The organism is Shinella sp. 20P9.1.1 (assembly GCF_057798995.1).
This window is the reverse complement of the sequence record NZ_JBYOLC010000002.1, coordinates 143,733-166,035: the sequence shown is the minus strand read 5'-3', so window position 1 is coordinate 166,035 and position 22,303 is coordinate 143,733. Positions and strand designations below refer to the sequence as shown.

General features: G+C 63.8%; 25 protein-coding genes. 11 read left to right on the top strand and 14 right to left on the bottom strand.

What is annotated here, in order from left to right; translation table 11 throughout:
• Positions 1–167: 167 nt before the first annotated feature.
• Positions 168–1,082, top strand: coding sequence for a DMT family transporter (locus AC27VQ_RS04405; protein WP_488715372.1), 915 nt, complete (start codon positions 168–170; stop codon positions 1,080–1,082).
• Between the two features lie 52 nt (positions 1,083–1,134).
• Positions 1,135–1,788: a ribosome biogenesis GTP-binding protein YihA/YsxC gene (yihA, locus tag AC27VQ_RS04400; RefSeq protein WP_488715371.1), complete on the top strand. Its 654-nt coding sequence runs from the start codon at positions 1,135–1,137 to the stop codon at positions 1,786–1,788.
• A 123-nt stretch (positions 1,789–1,911) separates the two neighbouring features.
• Here the strand turns inward: yihA and AC27VQ_RS04395 are convergent, their stop codons facing one another.
• The 3 genes from AC27VQ_RS04395 to AC27VQ_RS04385 form a co-directional block, all read right to left on the bottom strand.
• On the bottom strand, positions 1,912–2,469 hold the full coding sequence (locus AC27VQ_RS04395) for a fasciclin domain-containing protein (protein WP_488715370.1): 558 nt from the start codon (positions 2,467–2,469) through the stop codon (positions 1,912–1,914).
• Between the two features lie 185 nt (positions 2,470–2,654).
• Complete coding sequence (locus AC27VQ_RS04390; protein ID WP_313526462.1) at positions 2,655–3,389, bottom strand: anti-sigma factor; 735 nt, start codon at positions 3,387–3,389, stop codon at positions 2,655–2,657.
• A complete protein-coding gene (locus AC27VQ_RS04385) occupies positions 3,386–3,925 on the bottom strand; it encodes a sigma-70 family RNA polymerase sigma factor (protein ID WP_313526464.1) in 540 nt (179 codons plus the stop codon). Before AC27VQ_RS04385 ends, AC27VQ_RS04390 begins: the two co-directional genes overlap by 4 nt.
• A gap of 121 nt (positions 3,926–4,046) precedes the next feature.
• Between AC27VQ_RS04385 and argB the strand changes: the two genes are divergently transcribed.
• A complete protein-coding gene (argB, locus tag AC27VQ_RS04380; protein ID WP_313526466.1) occupies positions 4,047–4,934 on the top strand; it encodes an acetylglutamate kinase in 888 nt (295 codons plus the stop codon).
• Positions 4,935–4,968: 34 nt separating this feature from the next.
• Here argB and AC27VQ_RS04375 read toward each other — a convergent pair whose 3' ends face one another.
• Positions 4,969–5,871, bottom strand: coding sequence for a DMT family transporter (locus AC27VQ_RS04375; RefSeq protein ID WP_488715369.1), 903 nt, complete (start codon positions 5,869–5,871; stop codon positions 4,969–4,971).
• Between the two features lie 102 nt (positions 5,872–5,973).
• On the opposite strand from AC27VQ_RS04375, the gene AC27VQ_RS04370 reads away from it, so the two are divergent.
• Together AC27VQ_RS04370 and AC27VQ_RS04365 are read left to right on the top strand one after the other, a co-directional pair.
• The gene (locus AC27VQ_RS04370; RefSeq protein WP_421592238.1) at positions 5,974–6,669 is read left to right on the top strand and encodes a pyrimidine 5'-nucleotidase; all 696 of its coding nucleotides are present in this window, start codon (positions 5,974–5,976) and stop codon (positions 6,667–6,669) included.
• A 132-nt stretch (positions 6,670–6,801) separates the two neighbouring features.
• Positions 6,802–7,770: an EF-hand domain-containing protein gene (locus AC27VQ_RS04365; RefSeq protein ID WP_488715368.1), complete on the top strand. Its 969-nt coding sequence runs from the start codon at positions 6,802–6,804 to the stop codon at positions 7,768–7,770.
• A 129-nt stretch (positions 7,771–7,899) separates the two neighbouring features.
• Here the strand turns inward: AC27VQ_RS04365 and AC27VQ_RS04360 are convergent, their stop codons facing one another.
• From AC27VQ_RS04360 to AC27VQ_RS04350, 3 genes are all read right to left on the bottom strand, one after another.
• Positions 7,900–10,233: a methyl-accepting chemotaxis protein gene (locus AC27VQ_RS04360; protein WP_488715367.1), complete on the bottom strand. Its 2,334-nt coding sequence runs from the start codon at positions 10,231–10,233 to the stop codon at positions 7,900–7,902.
• Between the two features lie 286 nt (positions 10,234–10,519).
• Positions 10,520–11,422 (bottom strand): ribokinase, encoded by a 903-nt coding sequence (locus AC27VQ_RS04355; RefSeq protein ID WP_421592235.1) that lies wholly within the window; start codon positions 11,420–11,422, stop codon positions 10,520–10,522.
• Positions 11,423–11,465: 43 nt separating this feature from the next.
• Positions 11,466–12,659, bottom strand: a complete 1,194-nt coding sequence (locus tag AC27VQ_RS04350) for a DNA recombination protein RmuC (protein ID WP_488715366.1) — start codon at positions 12,657–12,659, stop codon at positions 11,466–11,468.
• Positions 12,660–12,782: 123 nt separating this feature from the next.
• Here AC27VQ_RS04350 and def point away from each other — a divergent pair, with 123 nt between their 5' ends.
• From def to truA, 3 genes are all read left to right on the top strand, one after another.
• A complete protein-coding gene (gene def / locus AC27VQ_RS04345; RefSeq protein ID WP_488715365.1) occupies positions 12,783–13,307 on the top strand; it encodes a peptide deformylase in 525 nt (174 codons plus the stop codon).
• A 93-nt stretch (positions 13,308–13,400) separates the two neighbouring features.
• Positions 13,401–14,345 carry a methionyl-tRNA formyltransferase gene (gene fmt, locus AC27VQ_RS04340; protein ID WP_488715364.1) on the top strand — a complete coding sequence of 315 codons (945 nt, stop codon included), beginning with the start codon at positions 13,401–13,403 and terminating at the stop codon, positions 14,343–14,345.
• Positions 14,345–15,088 carry a tRNA pseudouridine(38-40) synthase TruA gene (gene truA / locus AC27VQ_RS04335; protein ID WP_488715363.1) on the top strand — a complete coding sequence of 248 codons (744 nt, stop codon included), beginning with the start codon at positions 14,345–14,347 and terminating at the stop codon, positions 15,086–15,088. Before fmt ends, truA begins: the two co-directional genes overlap by 1 nt.
• Here truA and AC27VQ_RS04330 read toward each other — a convergent pair.
• The 4 genes from AC27VQ_RS04330 to dapD form a co-directional block, all read right to left on the bottom strand.
• On the bottom strand, positions 15,085–15,681 hold the full coding sequence (locus tag AC27VQ_RS04330; RefSeq protein ID WP_488715362.1) for a hypothetical protein: 597 nt from the start codon (positions 15,679–15,681) through the stop codon (positions 15,085–15,087). The two genes, truA and AC27VQ_RS04330, sit on opposite strands and share 4 nt — an antisense overlap.
• A complete protein-coding gene (dapE, locus tag AC27VQ_RS04325) occupies positions 15,668–16,861 on the bottom strand; it encodes a succinyl-diaminopimelate desuccinylase (RefSeq protein ID WP_488715361.1) in 1,194 nt (397 codons plus the stop codon). Before dapE ends, AC27VQ_RS04330 begins: the two co-directional genes overlap by 14 nt.
• Positions 16,862–16,948: 87 nt before the next feature.
• Positions 16,949–17,335 carry a DUF805 domain-containing protein gene (locus AC27VQ_RS04320; RefSeq protein ID WP_488715360.1) on the bottom strand — a complete coding sequence of 129 codons (387 nt, stop codon included), beginning with the start codon at positions 17,333–17,335 and terminating at the stop codon, positions 16,949–16,951.
• Positions 17,336–17,338: 3 nt separating this feature from the next.
• Positions 17,339–18,196: a 2,3,4,5-tetrahydropyridine-2,6-dicarboxylate N-succinyltransferase gene (gene dapD, locus AC27VQ_RS04315; protein WP_488715359.1), complete on the bottom strand. Its 858-nt coding sequence runs from the start codon at positions 18,194–18,196 to the stop codon at positions 17,339–17,341.
• Between the two features lie 173 nt (positions 18,197–18,369).
• Here dapD and AC27VQ_RS04310 point away from each other — a divergent pair, with 173 nt between their 5' ends.
• Positions 18,370–19,257 carry an LOG family protein gene (locus AC27VQ_RS04310; protein ID WP_313531210.1) on the top strand — a complete coding sequence of 296 codons (888 nt, stop codon included), beginning with the start codon at positions 18,370–18,372 and terminating at the stop codon, positions 19,255–19,257.
• An 11-nt stretch (positions 19,258–19,268) separates the two neighbouring features.
• On the opposite strand, the gene AC27VQ_RS04305 is transcribed toward AC27VQ_RS04310, so the two are convergent.
• Positions 19,269–19,628 carry a hypothetical protein gene (locus tag AC27VQ_RS04305; RefSeq protein WP_488715358.1) on the bottom strand — a complete coding sequence of 120 codons (360 nt, stop codon included), beginning with the start codon at positions 19,626–19,628 and terminating at the stop codon, positions 19,269–19,271.
• Entirely contained in the window at positions 19,628–20,569 is a 942-nt protein-coding gene (locus AC27VQ_RS04300; RefSeq protein WP_488715357.1) for a nucleoside hydrolase, read from the bottom strand. The genes AC27VQ_RS04305 and AC27VQ_RS04300 overlap by 1 nt, the downstream gene beginning before the upstream one ends.
• 182 nt (positions 20,570–20,751) lie before the next feature.
• Between AC27VQ_RS04300 and AC27VQ_RS04295 the strand changes: the two genes are divergently transcribed.
• Together AC27VQ_RS04295 and AC27VQ_RS04290 are read left to right on the top strand one after the other, a co-directional pair.
• A complete protein-coding gene (locus AC27VQ_RS04295; protein WP_488715356.1) occupies positions 20,752–21,183 on the top strand; it encodes an Hsp20 family protein in 432 nt (143 codons plus the stop codon).
• 131 nt (positions 21,184–21,314) lie between these two features.
• A complete protein-coding gene (locus AC27VQ_RS04290) occupies positions 21,315–21,575 on the top strand; it encodes a BQ00720 family protein (RefSeq protein WP_488715355.1) in 261 nt (86 codons plus the stop codon).
• A 21-nt stretch (positions 21,576–21,596) separates the two neighbouring features.
• Here the strand turns inward: AC27VQ_RS04290 and trmB are convergent, their stop codons facing one another.
• Positions 21,597–22,298, bottom strand: coding sequence for a tRNA (guanosine(46)-N7)-methyltransferase TrmB (trmB, locus tag AC27VQ_RS04285; RefSeq protein ID WP_488715354.1), 702 nt, complete (start codon positions 22,296–22,298; stop codon positions 21,597–21,599).
• Positions 22,299–22,303: the final 5 nt, after the last annotated feature.

Sequence of the window (22,303 nt, the reverse complement as noted above, 5' to 3'; positions counted from 1 at the left end):
GATTGAGACACAGACCCCGGCCCAGTGCCGGGGTTTTGTTTTTGGGCCTAGGCATCCTCCTCAACCTGCACGCCAGCCCGCTTGCGACATCGCCTCGTCGCTGGCATGGAAGCGGTGCGGGCGCATCCCTGTCATGCTCGCGACAATCCCTTTTCTGCGAGCGCCCTATGTCCTCCGCCCCCACCCTTCCGGTCACCCCCACGCTCCCGGAAAGCCGTGGACAGGGTTTCGGCGCAGCCCTGGTGCTGGGTGCAGCCGTTGCCTGGAGCTTCGGCGGCACGCTGGCGCGCTTCCTGCACATCGAGGATGGCTGGACGGTCGTCTTCTGGCGCTCGCTTTTCGCGGCGCTGTTCCTCCTCGGCTTCATGCTGGTGCGTGACGGGCCGCGCGGCACCGTCCAGCTCTTCAGGGGCATGGGGCTTGCCGGCATTGCCGTCGGCATCTGCTTTGCCACCGCCTCCACCTCCTTCATTTTGGCGCTCGCCTATACGACCGTCGCCAATGTCATGCTGATCCAGGCCGGCGTTCCCTTGATCGCGGCGCTGATGGCCTGGATGCTGTTTCGCGAAAAGGTCGTCACGCATACCTGGATCGCCATTGCGGCCGTGATCGGCGGCGTCGCGATCATGGTCTCGGAATCGCTCGGCGGCGGCACCTCGATGATCGGCGATGCGCTTGCCCTCCTCATCGCCTTCGCCTTTGCCAGCGCGACGATCATCACCCGCCGCTTCGCCCATGTGCGCATGACGCCCGCCGTCTTCCTCGGTACCGTCATCGCCGGCACGACGGCGGCAAGTCAGGCTTCCGGCTTTGCCGTCACGGCCAGCGAGCTCGGCATTCTCATCGTCTTCGGCGCGCTGAATTTCGGCCTCGGCCTCGCTCTCTTCGTCACGGGTGCCCGGCTCATCCCGTCCGCGCTCGCCGCCCTGCTCGGCACCGCCGAGACGGTGCTGGGGCCGCTCTGGGTAGCGCTTATCCATGGCGAAATCCCGAGCACCTATACGGTCATCGGCGGCATCATCGTGCTGACCGCGCTCATCTGCTATCTCGGCGTAGAGCTCTGGCGGCAGCGCCGCGCTTGACTTTCGCAGCCAAAACCGGGAAGCCGGGGGCCTGACAACAAAGGCCGAAGCAATGACCGAGACGACCATACCGGGCGACAAGCCACTGTTCGGCAGGCCGTGGATCTTCATCCGCGGCGTGCCGGCCATGAAATTCCTGCCGCCCGAGGGCCCGCCGGAGATTGCCTTTGCCGGCCGCTCGAATGTCGGCAAGTCGTCGCTGATCAATGCGCTGGTCGGCCACAAGGGGCTGGCCCGCACCTCCAACACGCCCGGCCGCACCCAGGAACTCAACTATTTCGTGCCCGACGGCTATTCGGGCGCCGAGGACGATATGCCGCCAATGGCGCTCGTCGACATGCCGGGCTACGGGTATGCCCAGGCGCCGAAAGAGCACGTCGATGCCTGGACCAAGCTGGTCTTCGACTACCTGCGCGGCCGCTCGACGCTGAAGCGCGTCTATGTGCTGATCGACAGCCGGCATGGCATCAAGAAGAACGACGAGGAGGTGCTGACCCTGCTCGACAAGGCCGCCGTCTCCTATCAGGTCGTGTTGACAAAAACCGACAAGATCAAGGACGCCGGCGTGCCGCGCCTGATCGAGGAAACGCGCCTGAAGATTGTCAAGCGTCCCGCCGCTTATCCGGAGGTGCTGTCCACCTCCTCGGAAAAAGGCCGCGGCCTCGACGAGCTGCGCGGCGCCATCCTGACAGCCATCGAGCGCTAAAAAGGCCGCCGGAAGACCGGCGGTCGATCCCCGCATGAAAAAGGCCGCCGGGAGACCGGCGGCCAGGGCTGGCGAAAGACTGGTATCCCGCGTGGGTTCATGAACGACGCGGAACCTTGAGGCTCAGGCCTTCGGCAGCAGAACCTTGTCGATGACGTGAATGACGCCGTTCGACTGCTTGACGTCGGCGATCGTGACGGTTGCCACGCCACCTGTCTCGTCGGTCAGCGTGATCTTGTCGCCGTCCATCTTGGCCGTCAGCATGCAGCCGCCGACTGTCTTGACCGGGTGTGCACCGCCATCGTCCTTGATCATCTTGCCGATCGCGTCCGACATCGCATCGGCCGCCACGACATGGCAGGTCAGCACCTTGGTGAGCTGGTCCTTGTTCTCGGGCTTCAGCAGCGTATCGACCGTGCCGGCCGGCAGTGCCTCGAAGGCTTCGTTGGTCGGCGCGAAGACCGTGAACGGCCCCTTGCCGGAGAGCGTTTCGACGAGCCCCGCGGCCTTCACGGCGGCGACCAGCGTCGTGTGATCCTTCGAATTGACGGCATTTTCGACGATGTTCTTCTCGGCGAACATCGGCGCACCGCCAACCATCGGGTTCTCAGCGTGGGCGGCAAAGGCGCCGAGCGTGAAGACCGTGGCGAAAGCTGCGGCGCGAAGCGTGAAACGGGTCATGGGATTGTCCTTCTTTTGGCCCGCGACATGCGGGGCCTCCCTGTTGCGATGCCCATTGGGCGATCATTGCGAGCAACGGGACCTTTCGAAAAAGAGTTTCAGACCGGGTGATCTTTTTTATAGAGACCTGATTTCAAAACAAAAAAGCCGCGCGGAGCGCGGCTTGTGCGGGGCAATCCGTGAGATCATTCGAACCGGGCGGCACCCGAGGCTATGACGGGACCGGTGGCGCTGCCTGTCGGCGATCCACCAAACGGCTCGACGCTGACGGCCAGCACCGCGCCCTGAACCAGGCGCGAGCGCATGACGGCGGGAACGGCCATCTCTCCCTCGCCCGTCTGCGGCAGCACGCCAAGCGAGACCGGCGACTTGCCCTCCTCGACGAGCCACAGTTCGAGCGATTTTTCCTTCTCCTTGCCGGCGGCGACGGGCGTGATCCGCAGTGCGCCATTGGCCTCGTCGTAACGGGCAACGAGATTAATCGCCGCGTTCTCGCCCGCAAGATCCGCCACCAGCCGGCCGCCGCTCATCGGGCGCGGCGTCATCAGCGCGCTCATCGACAGTGCAAGCCCGATGGACGTCACCAGCGAAGCAAGGGCAAGCGAACGCCACAGCGCCAGCGAATTCCAGAACCCGCCTGCCACCTTGCCGGAAAAGGCCGCATCCGGCGGCGCGGCGCCCAGGATGCGCTGCTCTATGGCGGAATAGGCACGCGGCGGCGGTTGCAGCGCCTCGTAATCGTCGTTGAAGGTCGAGAGGTTTTCCTCCCAGCGGTTCACCATGGCGGCGAACTGGCGATCCTGGGCAAGCCGCGCCTCCACCTTGCGGCGGTCTTCGGCCGAAAGTACCCCGAGCACATATTCGCCGGCGATCACCTCGTCGCGGCGGGGGTCTCTCATCTCTTTGTCGGACGCCGTCATCGGCTCATGCACTCTCTCAGTTTCAACAGGCTTCGGCGAAGCCACGTTCGCATCGTGTTCAGCGGCACGCCGTGGATTTCGGCGAGTTCCTCATAGCTCAGGCCCTCTATATAGGCACGCCGGACGGCGGATGCCCGTTCCGCCTCAAGTTCATCCATGCAGTTGTCGATCCGCCGGCCCTCCGACCGCAACACGGCATCCTCTTCCGGGTTCGCGAGCGGATCGGCGATATCATAGGCCGCATCGATATCCGATGCCACTGGTCTTCGCGCCCGGATACGATCGATCGACTGGTTGCGGGCAATGGCTGCGAGCCAGGCCATCGGGCTCGTCTCGCTTTCGACATAGCGGTCGGCACGCTGCCAGATCTTGACATATACATCCTGCAAGGCCTCTTCAGCTTCACCTCTGTCCCTCAAAATACGGACGCAGATGCCGAAAAGTTTCGACGCACTTTTTTCATAGAGCGCGGAGAAGGCCTTACGGTCCTTCAGCGACACACGGCCGATGAGGTAGGAAATGTCATTTCCGGTCACGCATGGCTCCCGTTCGTCAGCAAAGTCTTTTTCTGGCCCTACGCAGCAATGTGGACGGCGGATCATTCCATCGTCACAAAACATGCGTTAAACAGGCGCCGTCCAATTCCACGAGGCCGCCATGTCCCTATCCGAAAGCGAAACCCAAGCCCGCCTTCTCGCCCAGGCCCTGCCCTATATGCAGCGCTACGAGAACAAGACCATTGTGGTGAAATATGGCGGCCACGCAATGGGCAATCCGGAACTCGGCAAGGCTTTCGCCAGCGACATCGCGCTTCTCAAGCAATCGGGCGTCAACCCGATCGTCGTGCATGGCGGCGGCCCGCAGATCGGTGCGATGCTGACCAAGATGGGCATAGAATCGAAATTCGAAGGGGGGCTCCGCGTCACCGACCAGAAGACCGTCGAGATCGTCGAAATGGTGCTGGCAGGTTCGATCAACAAGGAAATCGTCGCCCTCATCAACCAAACGGGCGAATGGGCGATCGGCCTGTGCGGCAAGGACGGCAACATGGTCTTCGCCGAGAAGGCGAAGAAGACCGTCGTCGACCCCGACAGCAATATCGAGCGCATCCTCGATCTCGGCTTCGTCGGCGAAGTGGTCGAAGTCGACCGCACGCTGATCGACCTGCTCGCCAAGTCCGAGATGATCCCGGTCATCGCCCCGGTCGCGCCCGGCCGCGACGGCCACACCTACAACATCAATGCCGACACCTTCGCCGGTGCCATTGCCGGTGCGCTGAACGCCACGCGTTTGCTGTTCCTGACAGACGTGCCCGGCGTGCTCGACAAGAGCGGTCAGCTCATCAAGGAGCTTTCCGTCGCCCAGGCGCGCGAACTTATCAGGGACGGCACGATTTCCGGCGGCATGATCCCGAAGGTCGAAACCTGCATCGACGCCATCAAGGCCGGCGTGCAGGGCGTTGTCATCCTGAACGGCAAGACCGCCCACGCCGTCCTGCTCGAAATCTTCACCGAGCATGGCGCCGGCACGCTGATCGTGCCCTGATCTCGTCCACCGGCGGCCTCGTGCCGCCGGTATCCTACCAGAAGAGCAGGCCGAGGATGCCGCAGACGATCAGCAGGCATCCCACCACTTCCGTGCGGTTCACGCGCTCGTGGAACAGGAAGTAGGAGGCCATGAAGGTGAAGACGAGCTCGATCTGGCCGAGCGCACGCACATAGGCGACTTGCTGCAGGCTCATCGCCGTGAACCAGCAGGCCGAGCCCAGCACCCCGGCAATGCCCACCAGCGCAGACGAGCGCCAGCTTCTCAAGACCTGCACGATCTCGTTCTTGTCCTTCCACAGCATCCAGACCAGCATGAAGGCCGTCTGGAAGGTGGTGACGCAGGCAAGCGTCACGGCCGCGTTCATGATCGGGCCGGGACCGTCCAGCGACAGGGACGCGCTGCGATAAGCGACGGCCGAGACGCCGAAGACTGCGCCCGAAGCGATGCCGATCAGCGCGGTGCGGCTGGTCAGCGCCGCAAGGGTATTGCGCCAGGAAAGCGGCGCGCGGGCAATCGAGATCAGCATCACCCCGATGACGCCGACCACGATGGCGATAACGGCGCCTAACGTGATGCGCTCGCCGAGCAGCACGAACCCGAAGATCGCCGCCTGCACCGGCTCGGTCTTGGAATAGGCGGTGCCGACCGCAAAATTCCGGAGCGAAAAGAGATAGACCAGCAGCATGGTCGCGAAGATCTGCGCAAGGCCGCCGACCACCGCCCAGAAAGCAAAGCGCCCATTGAGCGTGAGAAAGTCGAGTCCGACACCCCAGTGCAGCACCACGGCATAGAGGATCGCCAGCGGAAAGCCGTAGCCGAACCGCACGAAGCTCGCGCCGCGCGTGCCGAGTTTGCCCTGAAGGTGTTTTTGAAGGGCCGAACGCAGGTTCTGCAGGAAGGCAGCGGCGATGGTGATGGGGATCCAGAGTTCCATGCCCTGCCGCTAGCATGCGGGTTGCCGCAAATCCATCATCTGCAAAGTCCGTCCGCGAAAATTCCGTTTTCCTCGACGGTCCCCCGTGCCATAAGACGCCCTATGAGCGATCTTCCGAACAAAGCCGATTTTTCCACCGTGCGTGACTGGGTCTTCGACCTCGACAACACGCTCTACCCGCATCACATCGATCTCTTCGCCCAGATCGACCAGAACATGACGGCCTATGTTTCGGCCCTGCTGGGTCTGACGCGCGAAGACGCGCGTGCCCTTCAGAAGCAATATTATTACGATCACGGCACCACGCTGAACGGGCTGATGATCCACCACAAGATCGATCCGGCCGACTTCCTGGAAAAGGCGCACGCCATCAATTACGACGTGCTGTCGCCCGATCTTTCGCTCGGCGAAGCGATCCAGGCGCTGCCGGGCCGCAAGTTCATCTTCACCAACGGTAGCGTGAAACACGCAGAGATGGCGGCGAAGGCGCTCGGCATCTTCCACCACTTCGATGATGTCTTCGATATCGTGGCGGCCGAATATGTGCCGAAGCCGGCGGGTGCCACCTATGACAAGTTCATGGCGCTGCACCGCGTGGATACGCCGCATGCCGTGATGTTCGAGGATCTGCCGCGCAACCTCGTCGTGCCCAAGGCGCTCGGCATGAAGACCGTGCTGCTCGTGCCGCAGGACGATAACCACGAATTCGTCGACGCCTGGGAAAAACGCAGCGAGGACGACCAGCATATCGACTATGCGACGTCGAACCTCACGGCCTTCCTCAACGCGCTCCTCTAATTAAGCCCGACATATTCCGGACATGGAAAAAACCCTTTTTGGCCAAAGGGTTGAATTACCAATTTGTAACTGGCCCCGGCCGGCGTTCCCTCTATCTTGTCTCGCAAGGGACTGATGATGAAAGGAACGACCATGGCTAAAAAGGAACTTCTTCTCGGCGCCGTCGCCGCCGGCCTTCTTCTCTCGGGTGCCGCGGCACCGGCTTTCGCCGCCAAGGGCGAGGGCAAACATCACCAGCGCCATGCCGCGATGATCGAACGCCTCGACACGAACAAGGACGGCAAGGTCTCCAGCGACGAGTTCAAGGCCAATGCCACCGCCGCCTTCAAGACCTTCGATGCCGACGGCAATGGCCAGGTGACGAAGGACGAGATTAAGGCACGCCACGCGGCCTTCAAGGAGGCACGCAAGGCGTTTCGCGATGCCGCGGATGCCGACAAGGACAAGGCCCGCCAGGCGCTTCACGCCGCCGGCCCCTTCATGCTGCCGGGCGCTGGAAAAATGTTCGACCGGGCCGATACGGACAAGAACGGCTCGCTTTCGCAAGCCGAAGTGCTCGCCGCGGCGGACACGATCTTCGCGCGCCGTGACGGCAACAAGGACGGCGCCCTGGATACGGCGGATGCCGGCTCGATGAAGGGCAAGGGGAATCACGGCAAGGGCCACCACGGAAAGGGTGGCGAGGAGCGCGCCGAGCGCATGCTGAAGCGCCTCGATACGGATGGCGACGGCAAGGTCTCGCAGACCGAGATGCTGGCCCAGGCCACGAAAACCTTTGAACGCTTCGATGCCGACAAGAACGGCGAAGTCTCCAAGGCGGAGGTGGATGCCAGGCGGGAGGCGTTCCGCGATGCCCGCAAGGCTTTTCGCGAGGTGAAGTCGAGCGACGATGAAGCCCGCAAGGCAGCCCGTGAAGCCCTTGGCGAAGCCCGTATGGACCGCATGGGCGCGCGCATGTTCGAGCGCGCCGATGCCGACAAGAACGACACGCTGACCAAGGCCGAGATGGAAACCGCCGCCGCCGCGCTATTCAAGCAGCGCGACCGTAACGGCGACGGCTTCCTGACGCAGGACGAAATCGGCAAGCATCACAAGCGGTAAACCCTCCCCGACAGCACGTCCGACTACAACGCCCCGGCCTCAAAACCGGGGCGTCTTTTTGCGCCGGCATCGCAAACGAAAAAGGCCGGCGTTTCCGCCGGCCTTTCAGTTCGTCTATGCCTTGAGGGCTCAGAACTCTTCCCAGTTGTCCTGTGCAAGCGCCGTGTTGCCGGAGACCTGCGGGACGGCGCGGGCCGTGGTGCGCGGCGCCTGGTAGCTGCTGCGCGGCGGCTGGACATCGCGGCGGGCCGCCGGCTGCACCGGCTGGGCAACCGCCGCACCGGCGCCGGCGCGGAAGCGGGCAACCAGCGACTTCAGCGTCTGCGCCTCGTCGTTCAGCGCCATCGAGGCAGCGGTGGTTTCCTCCACCATCGCCGCGTTCTGCTGCGTCACCTGGTCCATCTGGTTGACGGCCGAGTTGATCTCCTTGAGGCCGACAGCCTGTTCAGAGGCCGACTGCGAGATCTGACGGATCAGGCCATTGATCTGGATGACCTGGTCAGCGATGTTTTCCAGCGCCTCGCCGGCCTTGCCGACGAGATCGACCCCCTCACGCACCTGCACTTCCGAGGTGTTGATCAGCGCCTTGATCTCCTTTGCGGCCTTGGCCGAACGCTGGGCGAGTTCACGCACTTCCTGCGCGACGACCGCAAAGCCCTTGCCGGCTTCACCAGCACGTGCGGCTTCGACACCGGCATTGAGCGCCAAGAGGTTGGTCTGGAAGGCGATCTCGTCGATCACGCCGATGATGTTGGAGATTTCGCCCGAGGAATGCTCGATGCCATGCATGGCGGCGATCGCCTTCTGCACGACTTCGCCGGACTTGCTGGCGTCGCTGCTTGCCGTTTCCACGGATTTGGCGGCAACGCGGGCATTGTCGGCGCTCGAATTGACCTGCGAGGTCAGCTCGTCGAGGGCGGCGGCGGTCTCTTCCAGGCTTGCGGCCTGCTGTTCGGTGCGGTGCGACAGGTCGGCCGCGCCCTTGGAGATTTCGCCGGTGCCGCCGCCGATATTGCCGACCGAGGCGTTCACCGTCTGGATCGTCTCTTCGAGGCTGGCGATGGCCGAGTTGAAGTCGGTCTTGAGCTTGCCGTATTCGCCGGGGAAATCGCCCGTCAGACGGAAGGTCAGGTTGCCGGAGGAGAGCTGCGAGAGGCCGTCGCCGAGGCGGGCGACGATATCGCGCTGGAGGGCGCTCGACTCTGCGCGCTCGGCTTCCGAGCGGCCGCGTTCGGCTTCCGTCAGCTGGCGCTGGCTGTTGGCTTCGGCTTCCAGGCGCTTGGTGTCGGCGAGCTGGTGGCGGAAGCCTTCCAGCGCCTTGGCAACCGAGCCCGTCTCGTCCGAGCGGTCCTGGCCGGCGATCGGCTGGGTATAGACGCCCTGACCGAGCGTTGCGACGTCGGCGACGAGACCGGCAAGCGGCTTCTGCACGAAGGTGCGCACGGCGAAATAGAGGCCGGCGAGCACCGCTCCGAGGACGATCAGGCCGCCGAGGATCATCATGTAGGTCTGGTCCTGCACCGGCGCGTTGATCGCGGCACGCGGCACATCGACGATTACGGCCCAGGTCGTGTTGATGTCGGGCAGCGCGAACGGATAGACGACGCGGTCGAAGGAGGCGAGTTCATCGAAGGTGAGGTTCGGAATATGGCCGACCTTGCCCGACGCGAGCGCCTCTTTGACAACCTCGACGCCGGTCGAGTCGTATTCCTTCATGAGAAGGTCGACGTTCGGGGCGACGATCCACTTGCCGCCCTGGGAGACCAGCATGACGCGGCCTTCGCCGAAGGGCTTCAGCTGGCTGAGCTTTTCATAGAGTGTCTTCAGCGACACGTCGACGCCGGTGACGCCGATCATCTTGCCGTTGACATTGACCGGATAGGCGATGGAGGCCATCGTCAGGCCGTCGCCGGTGGAGGTTTCCTGATAGGGCTGGCTCATCGCGCCCTTGCCGCTCTTTGCCGCGAGCCCATACCAGTCTGCCTTGTAGTCGGATTCGAAAGTCGACAGCGTGATCGAGCCGTCCTTACGCTTCGTCCAGTAGGGGTTGAACGAACCGTCCTTGAACGTGCCGGTCTCCAGCTGTTCCGCCGCCTCGCGCGACTTTCCGTCGAAGGCGTTAGGCTCTTCGGCAAACCAGCTGCCGAGCGCGAAGCTGTTCTTCTCGGTATTCGCCTTGAGGATGGCGACGACGTCCTTGCGGTCCAGGAAGCCGGCCGCATGGCCCTGCTCAATGACACCGCCCATGGCGCGCGCGGCGCCTGCGAGCGCGCCGATATCGGCTGCGATGTCGGAGGCGATCGCCTTCGCTTCGGTATCGGCCTGCGTATAGACGAGGTCGGAAACGCGGCTCTGGGTCTGGTGAATAAGAACGGTGTTGGACGCAAGCAGTACCAGGGCGATCGTGCCGCCGGTGACCGCTATGAGCTTTGTCGCGAGCGACTTGGCCTTGAACTTGAACATGAAATCCTCACGATGATAGACGTCCGCGGCGGACGGCCGCGAAGAAGCACATTCGGCAGGGGGGTCTCCATCATGGAGGGCGGGGCGCAGGACCATCGCCAGAGACGGTCCGCGGCCTTCAAGGCGCAGTGTCTGCGGACTTCAGTAACCGATAAAATATTAATAAATAACCAAGCGTCGATGCTACGAAACGGCTCAACCGATTGAATTCTCAGGCGCCGCAAGCAATACGACGCCTGGTTTTCCATTTGCGAATTTCGACTGACGTAACAGTTGTGTAGCGCGCCTAGATCTTCGCATCGACGGTTGCGGCAAAGGGAATGGACGGCTGGGCACCGGGCTTGAGGCAGGCAAGCGAGCCCGCAACGGAGGCGCGGCGCAGCGCATCCTTGAACGCGAGACCGGCATCGAGCGAGGCTGCGAGATAGCCGCAGAAGGTATCGCCCGCCCCCACCGTATCGACCGGCTCGATGGCAAGGCCCGCGGCGCGGAAGATTTCACCCTTGCGGATCGCGATGACACCATCGGCGCCGAGCGTCACGATGATCGTCTGGCTGCTTTCGGCATGCAGCGCCCGCAGGGTCGCCTCGCGCGCCTCGTCCGACAATTCACCCTTGCCGACATAGAGATCGAATTCCGTCTCGTTGGCGACGAGAATATCGGCCATGGCGCCAAGGCGGCGGGCGTCCGCGCCGAAAGGAGCGATGTTGACGATCGAGGTGACGCCCTTCTGCTTGGCGGCGACAAGGGCCGCCTCGATGGAGCCGTTGAGGATCTCGAATTGCAGCATGAGGTAGTCGCCGCGCGTCATCGCGCCGACGGTCCGCCGGGCATCCTCATCGGTGACGGTAGCGTTGGCACCCGGTACGACGACGATGACGTTTTCGCCATCATCGTCGGCAACCAGGATATGGGCGGTGCCCGTGGCCTCGGCGGCATACCGCACGCCGTTGAGATCGACGGCGGCATCGGCGAGCAGCGCGAGCGCCTGGCTGCCGAGGCGGTCGTCGCCGACGGCGCCGGCCATGCGCACCATAGAGCCGGCGCGGCGGGCGGCGAGCGCCTGATTAGCGCCCTTGCCGCCGGCAGCGGTGGTGAAGCTGGTGCCCATGACGGTTTCGCCGGGCTTCGGCAGGCGTTCTGGCGTGGCGATGAGGTCCATGTTGATGGAGCCGAAGACGGTGATCATGAGAGCTGCCCCTGTTGTTTCCGCCGGACACTGCCTGAGGCGGTCAGTCCTCGTCAACTATCCTCAAGCGCAACTGGCCCGACCGGCTTTCAACTGTTGCCTCGGCCTGTGAAGAAGGTGCCGAAATCGTCTCGAATTCCAGCTCGCCGATGCGCGCGCCGCGGCGCGCAAGCTTTTCCGTCGATGTGAGAATCAGGTCGACATCCTTCTGCGCCGAGGTGAAATGGCCGTGCAGCTTGCGCACCCGGTCGTCGAGCCGCGTCAAATCGTCCATCAGCCTGACGACCTCGCCCTGGATGACATGGGCCTGCTCGCGCATGCGCTGGTCTTTCAGGAGCGCCTGGAGCACCTGCACGGAGAGCATCAAAAGCGATGGCGAGACGATGACGATGCGGGCGCGGTGCGCCTTCTGCACGACGGCCTCGAACGTCTCGTGGATGCTGGCGAAGATCGATTCCGAGGGCACGAAGAGGAAGGCTGTGTCCTGCGTCTCGCCGGCAATCAGGTATTTTTCCGAGATGTCCCGGATATGGGTCTCCATGTCACGGCGAAACTGCTGGGCGGCAACCTTGGCCGCCTCCGGCGAACGCCCGTCCGACATGGCGTTCCAGGCCTCCAGCGGAAACTTCGCATCGACGACGAGGGGCGGCTGGCCGTTCGGCATGCGAATAGTGCAGTCCGGGCGCACGCCGTTGGAAAGTTGCGCCTGGAACTGGTAGGCGCCCGACGGCAGGGCGTCGGCGATGATCGTCTCCATGCGCGACTGGCCGAAGGCGCCGCGCGTCTGTTTGTTGGAGAGAATGGCCTGCAGGCCCACGACGTCCTTCGCCAGCGACTGGATGTTGGTCTGGGCGGTGTCGATGACGGCAAGACGCTCCTGCAGGCGGCGCAGGTTCTCATGCGTCGAACGGGTCTGTTCGGAAATCGACTGGCCGAGCCGCTGGGTCAGTCCGTCGAGCCGCGTGTTGATCGCCTGGTTGGTCTCCGACTGCTTGGCGCCGAACACCTCGGCCATGGCGGCGACACGCCCCTGCATTTCCGTCTGCGCCTTCAGAAGCTCGGTGAACCGCAGTTCCGCGATCGCGGCCTCTTCGCGCTGGCGCGTCTGGCTGCGGCGTGCCGATATCAGGCCGAAGACGCCGAGAAACACAGCCGCAAGCAATACCAGCACCGGACCGGGGCCGCCGAGCCGCGCGAGAAGGGAGGAAAGCAGAATATCGAAAGTCGGGTCAATCATGCCGCGACCATAGCATGGATTGGCGCGGAAACCAGATCATAACGTGAACAAATTCACCGATCCAGCCACGAGGACGAGGCCAAATCCGATTGAAAGCGCAAAAAAACCGCGCTAAGGAGGCGCATGACCATCAAGCCGCTGATTATCCTTCCCGATCCGATCCTTCGCCAGGTTTCGAGCACAATCGAGACCATCGACAGCGAGGTGAAGAGGCTCGCCGACGATATGCTCGAAACCATGTACGATGCGCCCGGCATCGGCCTTGCCGCCATCCAGATCGGTATTGCGCGCCGCATGCTCGTGCTCGACGTGTCGAAGGACGGCGAGGACAAGCAGCCGCTCGTCTTCATCAACCCGGAAATCGTCGCCTCCACGGATGCGCGTTCGGTCTATGAGGAAGGCTGCCTGTCGATCCCGGACTATTATGCCGAGGTCGAGCGTCCCGCCGGCATTACCGTCAAGCATCTCGACCGCGACGGCAAGGAACAGCTGACGGAGGCCGACGGCCTGCTCGCGACCTGCCTGCAACACGAGATCGACCACCTGAACGGCGTGCTGTTCATCGACCATATTTCCAAGCTGAAACGCGAAATGGTGATCCGCAAATTCACCAAGGCCGCGAAGATGCGCGGCAGCAAGGCGCTCTGAGCCCACTTGCAGCAGCGGCTTTTGTTTTCACGCAATTCCGGATGCAAAACCGCTTTGCACCTTTGCTGGAATTGCTTTCACGGAGACTGACCGATGGCCCTTCGCATCATTTTCATGGGCACGCCGGATTTCTCCGTTCCGACGCTGGCGGCCCTCAAGCAAGCCGGCCACGAGATCGTCGCCGTCTATTCGCAGCCGCCCCGCCCCGCGGGCCGGCGCGGTCTGGAACTGGTGAAATCGCCGGTGCATCAGACCGCCGAACTGCTCGGTATTCCTGTCCACACGCCCGTCAATTTCCGGGAAGAGGCTGATCGCGCGGCGTTTCGCGCGCTTGATGCGGATGTCGCCGTCGTCGTCGCCTATGGGCTGCTGCTGCCGGAGGCGATCCTGTCGGGCACGCGTCTCGGCTGCTATAACGGCCATGCCTCGCTTTTGCCGCGCTGGCGCGGAGCTGCCCCCATCCAGCGGGCAATCATGGCCGGCGATGCCGAGACCGGCATGATGGTCATGAAGATGGACAAGGGGCTCGACACCGGCCCCGTCGCGATGACCAGTCGTATTGCGATCACGGATACGATGACAGCCGGCGAATTGCACGACAAGCTGATGCAGGCGGGCGGCAAACTGATGGTGGAGGCCATGGCCAAGCTCGACGCCGGCGACCTGCCGCTGACGCCGCAGGCCGACGACGGGGTGCTCTATGCCGCCAAGATCGACAAGGCAGAGACGCGCATCGACTTTTCCCGGCCCGCTCGGGACGTGCACAACCATATCCGCGGCCTCTCGCCCTTCCCCGGCGCATGGTTCGAATTGCCGATCGCCGGCAAGCCGGAGCGCGTGAAGGTTCTGGCAAGCGCCCTTGCCGCTGAAACGACGACCAGCCCGGCCGGCACGGTGATCGACGACCATCTGACCATTGCCTGCGGCGATGGCGGAACGGTGAGGCTCGTGCGCTTGCAGAAGGCCGGCGGCAAGCCGCTCGAGGCCGGCGACTTCCTGCGCGGCACGCCGGTCGCGTCCGGTCAGGTCTTCGCCTGATGCCGCGTTATCGTCTGCGCATCGAATATGACGGCACGCCCTATGTCGGCTGGCAGCGGCAGGACAACGGCCCCTCCGTGCAGGGCGCCATCGAGGCGGCGATCCTGTCGCTGACAGGCGAGACCGTTTCCATTCGCGGCGCGGGACGCACGGATTCCGGCGTGCATGCCATTGGGCAGGTTGCCCATGCCGATCTTTCGCGGCCCTGGAAGGAACACACGCTTCGAAACGCACTGAACGCCCATCTCGGGATGGCGCGTGAGCGTGTCGCTATTCTCGACGCCGCCGAAGTGCCTGATGATTTCGATGCGCGGTTTTCCGCGAAGAAGCGGCACTATCTCTACCGCATCATTTCGCGCAAGGCGCCGCTGGCGCTGGAAGCGAAGCGCGCCTGGTTCGTCGCGAATGACCTCGATCATGAGGCCATGCATGAAGCCGGGCAGATGCTGGTCGGCCGGCACGATTTCACGACGTTTCGCGCCGCCCAGTGCCAGGCGAACAGCCCGATCCGCACGATCGACCGGCTGGAGGTAACGCGCAACGGCGATCTCATCGAGATGAGGGTCTCCGCGCAGAGTTTTCTGCACAACCAGATCCGCTCGTTCGCCGGCACGCTGAAGCTCGCCGGCGAAGGCAAGTGGACGGCGGACGATGTGCGCGCCGCACTCGAAGCCCACGACCGCAAGGCCTGCGGCCCGGTGGCGCCGCCGGATGGGCTCTATTTCATGGCGGTCGACTACTAAGCGGGCAGCGTTCCGAGTAGGCCCTGCAATTCCTGCCCGGCGATCATCGGCGGCAGCACGAAAATCGCCGTGATGGCCGCGGCGAGTAGCGTCTGCTTGCCGACGCACATCCAGACCAGCCGGAACTGGAGCACGACGCTTGCGCCGAAGATCGCGTAGAGAAGCAGGCCGGCAAAGGGAGCGCTGGCGGGCAGGACCAGAGTGAGCGCGAAGGGAACGGCCGCGGCATAGGCGAAGGGCACCGCAATCCAGTTGCTCGCCGTCACGACGGTCGCCAGACATTTGCCATAGCCCAAGGGGCGGGCGAGCACGGCCAGCAACGCCAGCGGCAGCAGCCAGCCGACAAGGTCAATGAAGGCGAGCTTCACGAAGAAGGTGACACCGGCATATGTCTCCGCCGGCATGCCGGCGAGATAGTAGAGCCGCCACGACGCCCAGATGACGGCGAAGGCGGGCAGGCACCAGAGCACGGCCCAGAAGGACCGCGTCAGCCCGCGCATCGTCAAATCCAGCCAGCCGAACCCTTCCTGCTTCTGTTTAAGAAGCAGATAGACGCCGGTCAGATAATACAGGACCTCATCAAGCCCGGGCATCGCCGAACCAGCGTTCGATGAACGTTTCGTAGATCACGGTCAGCGTTTCCAGATCGGCGACCGCCACGCGCTCGTCCACCATATGCATGGTCTGGCCGACGAGACCGAACTCCAAGACGGGGCAATAATCCTTGATGAAGCGCGCATCCGAGGTGCCGCCCGTCGTCGACAGTTTCGGCGCGCGGCCGGTGACGGCTTCGACGGCGCCCGACATCGAGGCGATCAGGCTGTTGTTGCGCGTCAGGAAGACATGGCTCGGTCGCTCGGCCCAGATGATGTCATAGCTGAGCGGCGCGCGGCCGGGGCGCAGCTTCTCGTCGGCGGCCGCGGCATCGAGCCGGCGCACGATCTCGCCCATCACGGTCTCGGCCGTCCAGGTGTCATTGAAGCGGATGTTGAAGCTTGCCGTCGCCTTGCCCGGCACGACATTGGTCGCGCGGTTGCCGACATCGATGGTCGTCACTTCGAGGTTGGACGGCTGAAAACTCTCCGTGCCGGCGTCGAAGGGCGGATACATCAAGGCATCGGTCAGCGCGACGATGCCGCGCACGGCATTGTCGGCGAGATGCGGATAGGCGGCGTGGCCCTGCACGCCCTGCACTGTGACCATGCCGGAGACGGAGCCGCGCCGGCCGATCTTGATCATGTCGCCGAGCTGGTCGGGATTGGTTGGCTCGCCGACGAGGCAGGCATCCCAGCGCTCGCCACGTTCGGCCGCCCATTGCAGAAGCTTGATCGTGCCGTTGACGGCAGGGCCTTCCTCGTCTCCGGTAATCAGGAAGGAGACCGAGCCCTTCGGCGGGCCGTGTTTCTCGATATGGCGGGCGACGGCGGCGACGAAGCAGGCAATGCCGCCCTTCATGTCGACGGCGCCGCGGCCGAACATTTCTCCATTGGCGATCTCGGCACCGAACGGATCATGCGTCCACGCCGCCGCATCGCCGACGGGCACGACATCCGTATGGCCGGCGAACATCAGGTGCGGTCCCTCGGTGCCGATGCGGGCATAGAGGTTCTCGATATCGGGCATGCCGGGCTCGGTGGCGACCATGCGCTCCACCGTGAAGCCGAGCGGCTCCAGCATGGCAGCAAGTGCGGTGAGCGCGCCGCCCTCGGCGGGCGTCACGGAAGGGCAGCGGATGAGCGTGGCGAGGTTTTGGATCGGATCGGCAGAGGTCATGAAGCACGCAGTCACGGCATGAGAACAGGAGAATCGAGATGTAGCGATCAGCCAGGGATTTGTCACGCGCGGCCAGCGGCCGTGCCGTCAGTCCTTCGGACGGTTGGGCACGCGGCCGTAGTCGTTGGCGCCATTGGTGCCCGGCCAAACGAGGAAGGCGATGAGCGCGAAGAAGGAGATGGCGGGGATGAACAGGCAGATGATCAGCGGCACCGGCAGGTTCATGTCGTGCAGCCGCTTGATCGTCAAAAGGATGGAGGAGACCGTCGAGACAAGGCCGACGCCGACGAAGACGAAGGACCAGAACAGGAAGGACGGGTCCTCCTTGGGCACCATGACGATCTGCGTCAGCGCGGCCGAAAGCAGCATCAGCCAGAAGGCCCAGCCGAGCGCGAAGGGCGCACGGCTGAGGCGGCCGGACCAGCCGAAGAAGAGCCAGGTGAGGCTCGGCCCCTGCTCTTCGACCGTGGCCATGGCTTAGTCTCGCAGCAGTTCGTTGATGCCGGTCTTAGAGCGGGTCTGGGCGTCAACGCGCTTGACGATGACGGCGCAGTAGAGGCCGGGTGCCGGCAGGCCGTTCGGCATGGTCTTGTCGGACGGCATAGAGCCGGCAACGACGACGGAATAGGGCGGCACTTCGCCATAGGTCACCTCGCCGGTGGCGCGGTCAACGATCTTGGTCGACTTGCCGATGAAGACGCCCATGCCGAGCACGGAGCCCTCACGCACGATGCAGCCCTCGACGACTTCCGAGCGGGCGCCGATGAAGCAATTGTCCTCGATGATCGTCGGGCCGGCCTGCATGGGCTCCAGAACGCCGCCGATGCCCACACCGCCCGAGAGATGCACATGCTTGCCGATCTGCGCACAGGAGCCGACCGTCGCCCAGGTATCGACCATCGTGCCCTCGCCGACATAGGCACCGAGATTGACGAAGGAGGGCATCAGGATGGCGTTCGGCGCGATATAGGCCGAGCGGCGCACGACGCAGTTCGGCACGGCGCGGAAGCCGGCCTTCTCGAATTCGTTGACGCTCCAGCCGTCGAACTTGGAGGGCACCTTGTCCCACCAGGAGGATTCGCCCGGGCCGCCCTTGACGATTTCCATCGGGTTGAGGCGGAAGGAGAGCAGCACGGCCTTCTTGAGCCACTGGTTGACCGTCCAGTTGCCGTCCTCGCCGCGCTCGGCGACGCGCACCTTGCCGGTGTCGAGCAGGTTGAGCGACGTCTCCACCGCATCGCGGAATTCGCCGCGCGTTCCGGTGTTGATGCTGTCGCGTTCCTCGAAGGCGCGGTCGATGGTTGCGGACAATGCGGACAGGTTGGACGTGCTCATCGGAATTCCTTAAACTTCGACGCTTATTTTCTGTTGTCGGGATGCCGGAAGGTCGATTTCATCAATCAGCAGATGCTCTAGAGCAAGTGCCGGGAAAGATGAAGCCCCTTTCCGGCAGATACTGTCGCACGGGCGAAATGGTAATCCCGTGGGCGAAGAAAGCAGGACATGACATGGCAAGACTGAAGAAGAAGAGCCTGCGCCGCAAGGACGGCGTGTGGGATCCGCTGGCCGACAGCGCGCAGGACAAGCACCGCGCCGCCGTGGTGCCGCAGACGCCGCAATCGGCCAATCCCGCCTACCGGCTTGCCTATGTGGACGACGATTTCCTGTGCCGCGAGGAGCTGCGCCCGGTGCGCCTGCAGCTCGAACTCCTGAAGGTCGAGATGATGCTCGCCGAGCGCGGCATCAAGTCGACCGTCGTGATGTTCGGCGGCGCGCGCATCCCCGCCCCCGGCCAGGAGGCGTGGGCGGCGCGCAACGAGACGCAGCGCGCCAATCTTGAGGCAGCCTCGGTCTATTATACGGAAGCGCAGAAATTCGCCCGGCTCTGCTCGGAGCGCTCGGCGGAGCTCGGCTACAAGGAATATGTCGTCGTCACCGGCGGCGGGCCGGGCGTGATGGAGGCGGGCAACCGCGGCGCGGCCGATGTCGGCGCGCCCTCGATCGGCCTCAACATCGTTCTGCCGCACGAGCAAGCGCCGAACCCTTATGTGACGCCGGAACTGAGCTTCAACTTCCACTATTTCGCGATCCGCAAGATGCATTTCCTGCTGCGCGCCAAGGCGGTCACGGTGTTTCCGGGCGGTTTCGGCACGCTGGACGAGCTGTTCGAAACGGTGACGCTGATGCAGACCGGCCGTATGGCGCTGGTTCCGCTCATCCTGTTCGGCAAGGACTTCTGGCACAAGATCATCGACTTCGACGCGCTCGCCGCCTTCGGCACGATCGCGCCCGGCGATGTCGAACTGATGCAGTTCGTCGAGACGGCCGACGAGGCCTGGGACATCATCGTGAAGTTCTACGAGAAGATGGAAGCCGAGCAGGCCGCACAGGGCTGAGGCGGCCCGCCCTACTTTGGTTCGGTCGGCTGTGCTTGCAGCCGGCCACGCGACCTTGAGCGTGTCGCGCTCGCGAGGCGCTGTATCGCCTCCTTCAGCTCCAGTTCGGAAAACAGCGGCTGATATTCCGGCCGCAGCATCAGGGCTTCCATGGAAAGCTCGGCCTTGTCCGCGTCGAGCAGGCGCTCCAGCCCTGTCGTGCCGGGCTTGAAGACGAGGTCCTTCGCGGCGGCCACGCCGCCGTTCAACAGCACGAAGCGACGCAGCAGCACCGGGCGGAAGCCGAGTTCGGCGAAGCGGTCGTAGAGGCCCATCATCTCCTTGTGGAAACGGGCCTCCACGGCGGGGCTGGCGCTGCGCGGGCCACGCATCACAGGCGGCCGACGCGCTCGGTGAGCAGCGCGAAGAAGCCGTCGGCATCGACATCCTTCATGACGCGCGCATTGTGCTTGCGGCCGGTTACCTGCCACCAGTCGACGACGGTCATGCCCACCGTCAGCGGCGAGGCCGTCTCGATCTCGACATTGCAATCGCGGCCGCCGAAAAGCTCCGGCTTCAGCAGATAGGCGATGACGGTCGGGTCATGCAGCGGGCCGCCGTCGGAACCGTATTTCTCCACGTCGAAGCGCTCGAAGAATTCGAGCATCTCGACCAGGGCCGTCGCCGGACGATTGCCGATTTCGCGCAGTTTGGCGACACGGCTCTTCAGCGTCAGCACCTTGTGGGTGACGTCGAGCGGCATCATGACGATCGGGATACCGGATTGGAAGACAACAGCGGCGGCCTCGGGGTCGACATAGATGTTGAATTCGGCGGCCGGCGTGATGTTGCCGCCCTCGAAGAAGCCGCCACCCATCATGACGAGCTCGCGCACGCGGCCGGCAATGTCAGGCGCCTTTTGCAGGGCGGTCGCGATATTGGTGAGCGGACCGAGCGTGCAGAGGGTCACGCTGCCCTCGGGCTCGCTGCGCAGCGTCTCGATGATGAAATCGACGGCATGCTGCGTCTGCAAGGGCATCTGCGGCTCGTGCAGCTCCGGTCCGTCGAGGCCGGTCTTGCCGTGCACATGCTCGGCGGTGATCAGCGGGCGGGCAATCGGCTTGTCGGCGCCGGCGAAGACCTTCACGTCGGTACGCGCGCAGAATTCCAGGATGATGCGGGCATTGGTCGAGGTGCGGGACAGCGGCACGTTGCCGGCCACCGTGGTGATGCCGAGGATCTGGAGTTCCGGGCTGCCGAGCGCCAGCATGATCGCGGCGGCGTCGTCCTGCCCCGGATCCGTGTCGATAATGATTTTCCGTGGCTCGGACATGCCGTTTCCATCCCGTGTTTCTTATGATTCGTGGCGCGTCTCGCGCGAGCGAAGCGGCGACTATATTTGCGAAATCGCCGTTCGCAAGCGTCTTGCGCCACAGGCGCGCAATCACCATATTGCAGCCATCGGGATGCCGAGCCGGGTCCCGCCACAGTCGCTTGAAAGCCAAGGACTAGACGATGACACGCATGACCCCTTTCGCCAGCCCGCTGATGCTGGGTTTTGACGCCATGGAAAAGACCCTCGAGCGCATCGCCAAGGGCAACGATGGCTATCCTCCCTATAATATCGAACGTCTGCGCCCGAACGGCGATACCGGCGCGCCCGAGCGCCTGCGCATCACGCTCGCCGTCGCGGGTTTCTCCGAAGAGGAACTCGACGTGACGACGGAGGAGAACCAGCTCGTCATTCGCAGCCGCCAGGTCGACAGCGGCGAGCGGGATTATCTTTACCGCGGCATTGCCGCCCGCCAGTTCCAACGCACCTTCGTCCTTGCCGACGGCATGCGCGTGCAGGGCGCGGAATTGAAGAACGGTCTCCTGTCGGTGGACCTCGTCCGGCCCGAGCCGGTTCGAATGGTAAAGAAAATTAACATTTCCGTATCAGACTAGATCATGAGCCGTTCCTGCGGGAACAACCGCCGGACCGTCTCGAGCGTAACCTGATCGCTGACGCACCGAGCGCCATTGTGGCCGCGGGCGCCCAGCGGCCGGCACTTGCCGGCATTGCCATGGAGGCAAAGATGGGACTGAAAATCGCAACCCCGAACACCGTCTCGAAGGCAGACCTTGCGCATCTCGGCGCGGGCGAAGTCGGATATATCAGGAAGATGAAGGCCGACGAAGTGTCGCGCGTCTTCCCGGAAGCCCCGGAAATCGATCCGAGCCTGGACCTGTGGGCCCTGTTCGGCGCCGACGGCACGCCGATCCTCCTGACCGACAACCGTTCGAGCACCTTCTACAAGGCTGCCGAGGACGAGCTGCGTACCGTCAGCCTGCACTAAGTCTGAAGATCAGGCCTTCCGTCAGAGCCGGCGGAAGGTGAGATAGGCCGACTTGCGGCCTTCGCGCTTGGCCTTGGCCTCGTAGCGCGTGCCCGGCCAGCCGGCATAGGGTGTGAGCCAATCGGCCGCGTTTTCCGCGGTCCACACGAAAGCGGGATGAGCCCCGCAGTGCATCAGCGTCCAGTTGACATAAGTGTCGATGTCGGACGCAAAGCAGAAGAGCCCGCCCGGCTTCAGAACCCGGGCAAAGCGGTCCAGGTTGACCTTGGAGACGAACCGCCTCTTCCAGTGCTTTTTCTTCGGCCACGGATCCGGATAGAGCAGGTCGATCTGATCGATCGAATCGACCGGGAGCCAGTCGAGCAGCTCCGTCGCATCGTCATCGTAAAGCCTGATATTTTGTGCGCCCGTTTCCTCGACGCGGCCGATCAGCTTCGCCATGGAATTGACGAAGGGCTCGACGCCGATGAAGGCGGTCTTGGGCGTTTCCAGCGCGCGGTGGATGAGATGCTCGCCGCCGCCGAAACCAATTTCGAGGCGCATGCGCTCCGGCTTGAAACCGTAGAGCGTGGTAATGTCCACCGGAGCCTCGGTCGACAGATCGACCTTCAGCTCCGGCAGCAGAGTTTCGAGATGCTGCACCTGCCGCTCGCGCAGGGGTTTTCCCTTGCGCCGGCCGAAAAAGGCCTCGCTGGCGCGGGTGGGGTGCTCGGCATCGCTCATATCGG